This is a genomic window from Streptomyces chiangmaiensis, assembly GCF_036281785.1.
Lineage (GTDB): Bacteria > Actinomycetota > Actinomycetes > Streptomycetales > Streptomycetaceae > Streptomyces > Streptomyces chiangmaiensis.
In genome coordinates, this window is record NZ_JAYWVC010000010.1 from 80,391 (window position 1) to 90,248 (window position 9,858).

The 9,858-nt window shown below is 69.0% G+C and carries 9 protein-coding genes and 1 pseudogene; 5 read left to right on the plus strand and 5 right to left on the minus strand.

Features of this window, described 5'->3' with window-relative positions; translation table 11 throughout:
- Nucleotides 1-5: 5 nt before the first annotated feature.
- Nucleotides 6-257 (minus strand): DUF397 domain-containing protein, encoded by a 252-nt coding sequence (locus VXC91_RS05690; protein ID WP_329505554.1) that lies wholly within the window; start codon nucleotides 255-257, stop codon nucleotides 6-8.
- On the minus strand, nucleotides 254-1,126 hold the full coding sequence (locus tag VXC91_RS05695; protein WP_329505555.1) for a helix-turn-helix domain-containing protein: 873 nt from the start codon (nucleotides 1,124-1,126) through the stop codon (nucleotides 254-256). Before VXC91_RS05695 ends, VXC91_RS05690 begins: the two co-directional genes overlap by 4 nt.
- 299 nt (nucleotides 1,127-1,425) lie before the next feature.
- On the opposite strand from VXC91_RS05695, the gene VXC91_RS05700 reads away from it, so the two are divergent.
- Nucleotides 1,426-1,908 carry an ATP-binding protein gene (locus tag VXC91_RS05700; protein ID WP_329505556.1) on the plus strand — a complete coding sequence of 161 codons (483 nt, stop codon included), beginning with the start codon at nucleotides 1,426-1,428 and terminating at the stop codon, nucleotides 1,906-1,908.
- Between the two features lie 81 nt (nucleotides 1,909-1,989).
- Here VXC91_RS05700 and VXC91_RS05705 read toward each other — a convergent pair whose 3' ends face one another.
- Nucleotides 1,990-2,346, minus strand: coding sequence for a PRC-barrel domain-containing protein (locus VXC91_RS05705; RefSeq protein ID WP_329505570.1), 357 nt, complete (start codon nucleotides 2,344-2,346; stop codon nucleotides 1,990-1,992).
- A gap of 342 nt (nucleotides 2,347-2,688) precedes the next feature.
- Here VXC91_RS05705 and VXC91_RS05710 point away from each other — a divergent pair, with 342 nt between their 5' ends.
- The 3 genes from VXC91_RS05710 to VXC91_RS05720 all read left to right on the plus strand — a co-directional run bounded on the left by VXC91_RS05710 (nucleotide 2,689) and on the right by VXC91_RS05720 (nucleotide 7,054).
- The gene (locus VXC91_RS05710; protein WP_329505557.1) at nucleotides 2,689-3,402 is read left to right on the plus strand and encodes an SDR family NAD(P)-dependent oxidoreductase; all 714 of its coding nucleotides are present in this window, start codon (nucleotides 2,689-2,691) and stop codon (nucleotides 3,400-3,402) included.
- 315 nt (nucleotides 3,403-3,717) lie between these two features.
- Complete coding sequence (locus tag VXC91_RS05715) at nucleotides 3,718-4,125, plus strand: universal stress protein (protein ID WP_329505571.1); 408 nt, start codon at nucleotides 3,718-3,720, stop codon at nucleotides 4,123-4,125.
- A gap of 202 nt (nucleotides 4,126-4,327) precedes the next feature.
- A complete protein-coding gene (locus VXC91_RS05720; protein ID WP_329505558.1) occupies nucleotides 4,328-7,054 on the plus strand; it encodes a SpoIIE family protein phosphatase in 2,727 nt (908 codons plus the stop codon).
- A gap of 82 nt (nucleotides 7,055-7,136) precedes the next feature.
- Here the strand turns inward: VXC91_RS05720 and VXC91_RS05725 are convergent, their stop codons facing one another.
- Nucleotides 7,137-7,559, minus strand: a complete 423-nt coding sequence (locus tag VXC91_RS05725; RefSeq protein ID WP_329505559.1) for a DUF6233 domain-containing protein — start codon at nucleotides 7,557-7,559, stop codon at nucleotides 7,137-7,139.
- A gap of 461 nt (nucleotides 7,560-8,020) precedes the next feature.
- Entirely contained in the window at nucleotides 8,021-9,004 is a 984-nt protein-coding gene (locus VXC91_RS05730) for a quinone oxidoreductase family protein (RefSeq protein WP_329505560.1), read from the minus strand.
- Between the two features lie 181 nt (nucleotides 9,005-9,185).
- Between VXC91_RS05730 and VXC91_RS05735 the strand changes: the two are divergent.
- Nucleotides 9,186-9,362 (plus strand): annotated as a pseudogene (locus tag VXC91_RS05735) (transposase); the annotation flags it as partial.
- Nucleotides 9,363-9,858: the final 496 nt, after the last annotated feature.

A 9,858-nucleotide genomic window follows, 5' to 3' on the forward strand; every position in this document is an offset into this window, starting at 1 on the left:
GTGGTTCAGCCGGCCGCCAGGTGGTCGGCCAGGCCATTCTTGACCCCCGCGACGAACGCGGCGATCTCCTGCGGTGTGTAGATCAGCGCGGGGCCGGCGGGATCGGTCGACTGCCGCACCGCGATACGGCCGTCCGCCAGTTGCTTCGTCTCCACGCACTGGCCTCCGTTGGGGCCGCTCCATGGGCACTCCCAGCCCTGCTCGCCGAGGTCCGACGCGGGCATACCGTTGTAGACAAGGCTGTCGAAGGTGCTCATGAGTACTCCTTGCGCATGCGGTTCAGGAGCGCCTTGCTGTCCGCGGAGGAGGTCAGCAGGGACATCCGGTTGTGCGCCTCGAGATGCGCGACGACGTCCGAGCGCTGATCCAGGTACACGGAGGCGGAGAGGATCTCGCTGTAGACGATGTCGGGGAGTTCCGGCTCCTCGAACCGGAAATAGGTGAACGGCGCACACGCCCCCACATGGGCACCCGCGGTGAACGGCACGACGTCGAGGCTGATGTGGTCGAGTTCCGAGATCTGGAGGAGCCGGTCGATCTGTTCGCGCATCACCTCGGGGCCGCCCACCACCCGGTGGAGCACGGCCTCCTCCATCACCACCCAGAGGGTGGGCGCGTCCGGCCCGTCCAGCAGCCTCTGGCGGCGCAGTCGCAGATCCACACGCCGCTGGAGGTCCTCTTCGATCTCGTTCGGGAACCCTCCGCGCAGCACCGCGTGTGCGTACCCGTACGTCTGCAGCAGCCCCGTGACGTAGTGGGGCTCGTAGGTGCGCACGGTTTTCGCGCCGGACTCCAGGCTCACATACGCGGTGAACCAGCTCGGCAGCACATCGCGGTACGCGTGCCACCAGCCTGGCTCGTTGGCCTGTTCGGCGAGGGCGACGAACTCGTCGATCTCCTGCTGATCGGCCCCGTAGGTCTGCAGCAGCTTCTCCACATAGAGCGGCTTGAGACCGACCTCCGCCTTCTCCAGACGGCGGACGGTCAGCGACTTCACGCGCAAGGCCCTGGCGGCGTCCTCGAGCGACACCCCCGCGCCCTGCCGCCGCTCCTGCAGGCGCCGACCGAGGATCATGCGGAGAACGGTGGGTGCACTGGTGCCGGAACCCGATCGAGCCTCGCTCACGCCCTGCCTCCTGAGGGACCGTCACCAGTACGACTCTGACGGCGACTTGAGGATGCCACCAGGCCCGCACCGTCAGTCTGAAATTATCAGGGAGGTGGTTGCAGCGCGAACTTGCCTGCGAGCATGATTACTTGTGTGAGTCACCTCGCCGACGTGAGCGCGACGTACTCGTCAACGTACCGTGGATCCATGGGAGTTGGCGCGCTCCGGCGTTTGATCTGCAGGCCGCCGGAAGACCTCGTCCGGACTGGTCCGTCGCTCACCGTCCCCGTCTGCCGTTCCCATGGAAGGCGCCCTCCGTGTCCCCCCACACGCCTCCCTCTCCCCAGCTTTTACAGACGGCCGGCCCTCACCGGGCCTACTGGCAGGAGTTCCCTTCGCACCGGTCCAGCGTCCGGGTCGCCCGGCACTCCGTGGACGCGTGGCTGGCCTCGCGGCAGCTGCCCGCCGAGGTCGTCGGCGACGCCGTTCTTCTCGTGTCCGAGCTGGTCACGAACGCGGTCATCCACACGCTGAGCACCCAGATCCTGTGCGGTGCCCAGCTCATCACGGACTCACGAGTGCGCCTCGAGGTGCACGACGAGGACCTCGCCGGCCGCGACCTGCCACGGCGTCGCCCGGGCACTGACGACGAGTGCGGCCGGGGTCTGTTGCTCGTGCAGGAGATCGCGGAGTCCTGGGGGGTGGACCGTTCGACGCTCACCATGGGCAATGTGGTATGGGCGACCCTGACGTTCCCCCGTGAACGCCCGATGACCGCTCCGTTCCCCTCTCGTCCCTGAGGGCCGGGCACGGGGGTCGCTCCGGGCGCCGATACCCGGCCGGACCGGACACCGGTGGACTCAACGGCCGGGAGGGCCGTTTCAGCGGCGCGCGAGCCGGCGTCCGTGGTGGGCGCCGGGTTGATAGGTCCTGTCGTAGTGCTTGAAGATCTCTTCTTCCCGCTCGACCGGCAGGATGTCGTCCACACCCATCGACGGCGCCTTCTTCACCAGCCCTTTCGGGTGTGTCACCTTCACATAACCGGGTCCGACGGTTGCCTCGTCGACGGGGACGAAGACCAGCCGCTGTCGCGTCGGCAGGCCGGTACGGACGGTGACCATGGCCGGTTCGTCGGTCGTCGTGTCGACATAGACCGCTTCCAGGGCCCCGATCTTGTTTCCCTTGGGATCGACCACGTCGCGATTGCGCCACTCGCGGATATCGGCTGAATGGATCATTCGTCGCTCCTTGCGGCCCGCAGCCTCGCGCAGACGCCCGAAGGGAGCGACTGCGCGCAGCCACACTGTTTTCACGCTACTCCGGCCACTGCCGTATCGCCTTTTGACCTGCTCTTTTCCGGGCCCTGCCCGCCCGGAGGGTGCCGGTGGACCTGTTGTGCCGGACTCTCGACCGGTGGTGGGTCGGCTCCCTCGCTGCTGTGCGCCCTGCCCTCTCTCACCGCAGGTCAAGAGGGTCATGCGGTGCGGGCAGCTCTCCGTCGCTTGAGCATTGTCGACCGGTCGTCTACCTTGGGAGTGACCGGCACCGACTGGTGGCCGGTCCCGATCGAAAGGACAGCCATGAACGCCACGGGTCAGAAGGTCGCGGTCATCACGGGTGCTTCGCAGGGCATCGGTGCCGGTCTCGTCGACGCCTACCGCAAGCTCGGTCACGCCGTCGTCGCGACCTCCCGCACCATCGCCCCCTCGCAGGACCCGGACATCGTCACGGTCCAGGGCGACATCGCCGACCCGGCCACCGCCGAGCGTGTGATCGCGGCCGGGCTCGAGCGGTTCGGCCGCATCGACACGCTGGTCAACAACGCCGGCATCTTCGTCGCCAAGCCGTTCACCGAATACACGCAGGAGGACTACGACGCGGTCACCGGGGTCAACCTGAGCGGCTTCTTCCGCATCACCCAGCTCGCGGTCGAGGAGATGCTCCGCCAGGGCGCAGGGCACGTCGTCCAGATCACCACCAGCCTGGTCGACCAGCCCGACGCCTCGCTCCCCTCCGTCCTCGCCTCCCTGACCAAGGGAGGCCTGCAGTCCGCGACCAAGGCTCTGGCCATCGAGTACGCCGCCCGGGGTATACGCAGCAACGCCGTCGCTCTCGGCGTCATCAAGACGCCGATGCACCCCGAGGAGTACCACGACACACTCGCCGCGATGCACCCGGTCGGACGGATGGGAGAAGTGAGCGACGTCGTCGACGCGGTCGTCTACCTCGAGAACGCCCCGTTCGTCACCGGTGAGATCCTCCACGTCGACGGCGGCCAGAACGCCGGCCACTGACGCCGGCGCCCGGGCGCGGTGCGGGGCGCCCGGGCACCGTTCGGTTCGCGCGAGGCGGGTGAGGAACGTCCCGCCGTGGGGCAGGACCGTCGCGCGGCCGGACGTCCTCCTTGGAGCCACGTCGTGCTGCCTGGTCCGGGGGGCTCACTTCAGGTGTGCCGCGCCGGTTACGCTCGGAGTGTGACCGAGGACCACCAGGGCGGGCCCGGGCTGCCGAGCGGCGGGGGCCTTCCCGGCGAGGGCGATGAGCCGGCCGACCGCACGGAGCGGGAGCGCACCGTTTTCGAACTCGGTACGGACGGGCCGAAGGTCATCATGGCCGGGGTGGACGGCTCCGATTCCTCCTGGCGGGCGGCCTCCTACGCCGCGGGTCTCGCCCGTCGCCAGGGAGCGCTGCTGGCAGTGGTCTATGTGCAGCCGATTCCGGTCTCGCCCGCTCCTGGTGTCGTGGGGATCATGGCGGAAGCCACGGCCCAGGTCGCCGAGGAGATCGTCGCGCAGGCTCGCAGGGACGCCGAGAAGCTGGGCCACGTCCATAGCCTGCGCTGGGAGTTTTACACGCTCCGCGGTGACCCCTATTCCGGCCTTGTGAGGACTGCGGACGATCTGCGGGCCGACGCGGTGGTGGTGGGCGCATCCGAACGAGCGGGGCACCGGTTCGTCGGTTCGCTCGCGGTCCGTCTCGTCAAGGCGGCGCGGTGGCCCGTCACGGTGGTGCCCTGACGGTCCAGCGGCTCCTTGAGAGAGTCGAGCGGCGGGTCCTTCCTGTGACGCCGTGACCCCGTAGAGCTGTGACTGCTGACGCCTGAGTGTCTGTTGTGACTGACGGTGCAAGCGGGGCTCATGGGGCAGGGAACGAGGCATGGTGACGCACTCGTCCCTTCAGGCCATGGTCACTGGGGAACGTGGATGCTAGAAATGTCCCATGGCGAACCGTCTCGCCCGGTTTCGACGTATATCTCTGCGTTCTCTGGCCGGCAAGAGTCCCCGAAGCGTCGCCGGGCAGATGTTCGTGATGCAGGTGGCGCTGGTGGTACTGCTCGTGCTGTGCGCCGTCTTCGCACTCGTCCTGCAGTCCGAGCGAGACACCGGTTCCGAGGCCAAGCGCCGCTCCATTGCCGTCGCCCAGACTTTTGCCCACTCCCCGGGCCTCCTGCCCGCGTTGCGGACGCCCGACCCGACTGCGGTGCTCCAGCCGCTCACCGAGGCGGGGCGCAAGGAGTCGGGTGTCGACTTCATCGTGGTGATGGACACCAAGGGCATCCGCTACACCCATCCCCTGCCGAGCCGGATCGGACACCGGTTCGTGGGCAACATCGGGCCCTCCTTGGCCGGAAGGGTCTACACCGAAAGCGTGCACGGCCCCCTCGGCGACGAGGTGCAGGCCACGGTTCCCGTGAAGAACCCCGCCGGCAAGGTGGTGGCCCTCGTCTCCGCCGGTCTGAAGGTCGAGAACGTGGCCAGTCAGGTGGACCGGCAGCTTCCGATCATCCTGGCCGCGGGTGCCGGTGCGCTCGTGGTGGCCACCGGCGTGACGGCCCTGGTGAGCAGGCGGCTGCGGCGGCAGACCCACAGCCTGGCCCCGGACGAGATGACCCGCATGTACGACCACCATGACGCGGTTCTGCACTCCGTGCGCGAAGGGGTGCTCATCGTCGGCGACGGCGGGCTGCTGCTGCTCGCGAACGACGAGGCCCGGCGGCTGCTGGAGCTGCCCGCGGACGCCGAAGGGCGGCACGTGGCGGAGTTGTCGGCCCTCGACCCCGCAATAGTCGCGCTGCTCATCTCCGGGCGGGAGGCCACCGACGAGGTGTACTTCGCCGGGGAGCGGCTGCTCGCGGTCAACCAGCGGCCCACGGACCGTGACGGAGGACCCAAGGGAACGGTGGTGACGCTGCGCGACTCCACCGAACTCCAGGCGGTGTCCGGCCGGGCGGAGGTCGCCCGCGAGCGGCTCAAGCTGCTGTACGACGCGGGACTGGGCATCGGTACCACGCTCGACGTGATCCGTACCGCGGACGAACTGGCGAAGGTCGCCGTCCCCCGCTTCGCCGACTTCGTCACCGTCGACATCGCCGACGCCGTGCTGCGGGGCGAGGATCCGGCCACCACGGCAACGGACCTGCGACGCACCACGGTGCGTGGCATCCGGAACGACCACCCGCTCTACGAGAAGGGACGCCTGATCGACTTCGTGTCGTCGACGCCCCAGGCGCGCGGCTACAGCACGGGACGCTCCGAACTGGTGACCGACCTGTCGACCGCCACGGGATGGCATGCACAGGACCCCAAGCGCACCAAGGCGATCACTGACTATGGCATCCACTCCCTCATCACCGCTCCGATCCGGGCCCGCGGTGTGGTGCTGGGCATGGCCAACTTCTGGCGCTCCAAGCGGCACCTCCCCTTCGACGACGAGGAGCTGTCGCTCGCGGAGGAGCTGGTGGCCCGCGCCGCGGTCAGCATCGACAACGCCCGCAGGTACACCCGCGAGCACGCCCTGGCGGTCACCCTCCAGCGCAGCCTGTTGCCGCGCGCCCTGCCCGAGCAGAGCGCGCTGGAGATCGGGTACCGCTATCTGCCGGCTCAGTCGGGCGTCAGCGGAGACTGGTTCGACGTGATTCCGCTACCGGGGAGCAGGGTGGCGCTGGCCGTCGGCGACGTGGTCGGCCACGGCCTGCACGCCGCGGCGACGATGGGACGACTGCGGACGGCGGTGCACAACTTCTCCACGCTCGACCTGCCGCCCGACGAGCTACTGGGCCACATGGACGACCTGGTGGGTCGCATCGACCAGGACGAGTCGAGCGCGGAGGCGGCGGGAGTGGTCGGCGCCACCTGCCTGTACGCGATCTACGACCCGGTGACGCGCCGCTGCTCCATGGCCCGCGCGGGCCATGTGAGCCCGGCGCTGGTCCATCCCGGCGGCAGCGTCACGTTCCCCGACCTGCCGGCCGGGCCGCCGCTCGGCCTCGGTGGCATGCCGTTCCAGAAGGCCGAAGTGGAGCTGCCGGAAGGCAGCCAGCTCGTCCTCTACACCGACGGCCTCATCGAGGATCGCAGGCGCGATCCGGACGTGGGCATGGAACTGCTGCGCAGCGCACTGATGGGTCACCCCGACCGGCCGCCGGAGGAGAGCTGCCAGGCCGTGCTGGACGAACTGCTGCCGGCGCGTCCCAAGGACGACGTCGCCCTGCTGATCGCCCGTACCCGGGCGCTGCCGTCCGACCGGGTCGCCGACTGGGACGTGCTGCGCGACCCGGCCGCAGTGGCGGGCATGCGCGTGGCCGTCTCCGACAAGCTCGAGGAGTGGGGTCTGTCCGAGCTCGGCTTCGGTATGGAACTCATCCTGAGCGAACTCATCACGAACGCCATCCGCTACGGCTCCGCGCCCATCCATGTGCGGCTGATCCGCGACCGTACGCTGATCTGCGAGGTGGCCGACGGCAGCAGCACGTCCCCGCATCTGCGGTACGCCGCGACGACCGACGAGGGAGGCCGGGGCCTGTTCCTGGTGTCGCGGATGGCCGAGCGCTGGGGCACGCGCTACACACCCCAGGGCAAGGTGATCTGGGCCGAGCAGGCGGTGCCGGGGACCGCCGAGGACCTCGGCCTGACGTGGTGCGACGTGGACTCGGCCCTTTCCGACTGACGGGTCGGCGGGCGGAAGCCCGGGGGTGCGCCGGACGTGGAACAGACGGTCTTCGGTCGGCGGCGCCACCGGTGGACAGGGTTCAGTCGAGATCCATGCCGAGCGCGGCGTCCGGACGGCAGAAGGGACATGCCTCCACCATCGGATCCATCAAGGCCGCCCGTGCCTCCTGGGCGCCGATCGGGTGCTTCGTCCCGCCGCTCGTACAGTCGGCGGTGTGACTGCGGGCGGGCTCGGGTCCCACCGCCCTCTTCTGCTGCTCGACGGTGAAGCCGGACGCCTCCTTCGCGTGGTGCGTCGTCGCGAGCGCGGGGGCCGACGAACGGCGCTGTGAGCGCGGCGTCGGTCGTGCGGATCGCTGTTCCTCCGCGCGTCCCAGCGCCTCACGTACGGCGTCGTACTGAAGTCGCAGGTAGATGCCTACCGTCTCGTTCTCGGCCACCCGCTCTTTCAAGTACGCCAGGATGGCGCGGAGCCGGGCCGGATCCGGTGGTAGTTCGGTCATGGAGCTCACCCGTCCCGCTCAGGACCGTGCTCCTCGCCCGAGGCTGCCCTCGCCTCGCCCCGGTCCCCGCAGCGCCGTGCACCCGCCCGCGGTACGTCCCCGCTCCTGCCGGTGGCTGTGAAAGAACGCCGCCGTAGACAGCCGGTACGGGCGCCGCCGCAGTTCGGCTGGACCGGGCCGTTCGGCGAGCTGCCGGGGTGTCGCGCTCCACTTCTGCCGTGCCTGGACGAGGTCGTCGGGGAAACCATGCCGCATGACCGGATTCAATCATGTGTTCGATTTCGCGGTCGACAGCGGCCGACGGCTCTGTGACTCGCAGCGATAGTTGGCCACTCGCAGTGCTAGTTGGCCACGACGGCGTCCTGGGTGGCTTGTCCTGAACCTCGATTTCTGAGGCGAGTCCAGGCCACCCTTGCCGAGTCCGGTGGCAAACGAACCGCAGGCGTTTGCTCGGCGTGCGGTCACAGGCTGAGGAGTACGCGGCCGAAGGGCCCGCCTTCGATGAGGTGACGCTGGGCCTCGGAGGCCTGTTCCAGGGGGAAGACGCGGTCGATGAGAGGAGTGATCTCCTTGTGGGCGGCCAGGTCCAGGAGCTTGGCGTTGGCCGTGTCGATCTGCTCCTGGGTGAACAGGGCGAACAGGAAGCCGTGTACGTGGGCGGCCTTCCAGATCAGGTCGGTGACGTTGATCTCGGTCTGCATGCCGGCGGAGTAGCCGATGCTGATCAGGGTGCCGCCCCGGGCGAGCGCGCCGATGGCCTGTCCGGTGATCGGTCCGGCGACGCCGTCGAGGACGACGTCGACGCCCTTGCCGTTGGTGAGCCGGGCGACCCCGTCGCGCAGCGACTCGCGGCTGAGGTCGATGGCCTCGTAGCCAGCTGCCCGGCTCCGCTCGGCCTTGGCCGTGGAGGTGGCGGTGGTGATCGCGAGCGACGCGCCCAGATGCCGTGCGATCTCGACGCCGCCCTGGCCGACCGCGCCGCCGCTTCCGGGGGCGAGCACGGTGCCGCCTGGCTGGAACTTGGCCAGCTCGGTGAGGGCGAGGTAGGCGGTCAGGTAGCCGACGCCCGTGGACAGCGCTGCGGCGGTGGTGTTGTCGATCCCGTCCGGGACGGTCAGCAGGTGGGCCGGATCGACGGTGACGTACTCGGCCCAGGTGCCGTCGGCGGTGACGCCGTAGCGGCCGCCGCTGATCATGACCCGGGTGCCCGCCGCCAGATCGCTGTCGCCGGGCTCTTCGACCGTCCCTACGCCGGTGCCTCCTGGGGTGATCGGGAAGGGCTTGACCGCGCCCCGCTTGCCGCTGCGCACGGTGTCGTCCAATGGCTGGATGCCCGCCAGGGTCAGCCGGACCAGGGCCTGCCCGCTCCGGGGCTCGGGCCTGGGGGTGTCCACCGGGTGGAGGACGTCGTAGTCGCCGAACTGGTTGTACTGGATTGCTCGCATCGTCTTGGCCTTCCACGGTGTCTGTTCGTGAGACGCGATGCGCTTCCCTGGGGGTGCTTCGTCGAGGTGGGGGTTGCCATCGCGCCTCGAGGGTGCGCTCCGCACAGGTAAAGCGATCGCTCTACTTCAAACCTAACGCCGAAGGCGTCCCAGGTAAAGTGATTGCTGTACTTGCGGGTGTGTGCCCCGAGACGCCGCCGGCACCTGCGAGCCACAGATCGTGAAGAAGCGGCAACGACGGCTGACCGGCGTCGACGAGATGATGCTGTCGCTGTCCGCGAAGGGCCTCACTCACGGGGAGATCTCGGCTCATCTCGCCGAGGTGTACGGCGCCGAGGTGCCCAAGCAGACCATCTCCATGCGCTGCGCCGTCGGTCGGGAGCCCAGTGGGGTGGCGCTCTCCTGCGAGCGGCGGCCGAGGCCGGCGTGGGTGTAGCGCGTTCTGATCTCGTCGATCAGGGAGCCGGACTGAGTGGAGCCGTCATCGGTGACTACGCTGAGCACACCTTCCCGACCCGCGCTGCGAACGCGAGCTTACTCGGAGACCTTCAAGGATCATTCGGGAAGGTACGCCCTTGGCGTTCGGCCCGAGACTGATCCACAGGTTCCGAGCATTGCTCCGGTTCAGAGCCATGATCAATCTCCGCGCTACATCTGGTACCTCAACTACTCACACCCGCGCCTCACCGCCGAAGGGTGTTGTCACGTTGTCGGGTGCATGATCGTCTGACGGTGTGTCGGGGTGTGGTGAAGCCTGGCATCGGGTCCTGGGTCAGGCTGCGGTGGCCGTCGGCCACGCCGGTGATCTGGTCCCAGAGGGTGAAGCGGAGGGTCATCTCGAAGCGGTGCTGCGG

Excerpts from the sequence above, each read along its gene's own strand:
- VXC91_RS05690 (WP_329505554.1), bottom strand. The coding sequence starts at position 257 with ATGAGCACCTTCGACAGCCTTGTCTACAACGGTATGCCCGCGTCGGAC.
- VXC91_RS05705 (WP_329505570.1), bottom strand. The coding sequence starts at position 2,346 with ATGATCCATTCAGCCGATATCCGCGAGTGGCGCAATCGCGACGTGGTC.
- VXC91_RS05710 (WP_329505557.1), top strand. The coding sequence starts at position 2,689 with ATGAACGCCACGGGTCAGAAGGTCGCGGTCATCACGGGTGCTTCGCAG.
- VXC91_RS05715 (WP_329505571.1), top strand. The coding sequence starts at position 3,718 with ATGGCCGGGGTGGACGGCTCCGATTCCTCCTGGCGGGCGGCCTCCTAC.
- VXC91_RS05720 (WP_329505558.1), top strand. The coding sequence starts at position 4,328 with ATGGCGAACCGTCTCGCCCGGTTTCGACGTATATCTCTGCGTTCTCTG.
- VXC91_RS05725 (WP_329505559.1), bottom strand. The coding sequence starts at position 7,559 with ATGACCGAACTACCACCGGATCCGGCCCGGCTCCGCGCCATCCTGGCG.
- VXC91_RS05730 (WP_329505560.1), bottom strand. The coding sequence starts at position 9,004 with ATGCGAGCAATCCAGTACAACCAGTTCGGCGACTACGACGTCCTCCAC.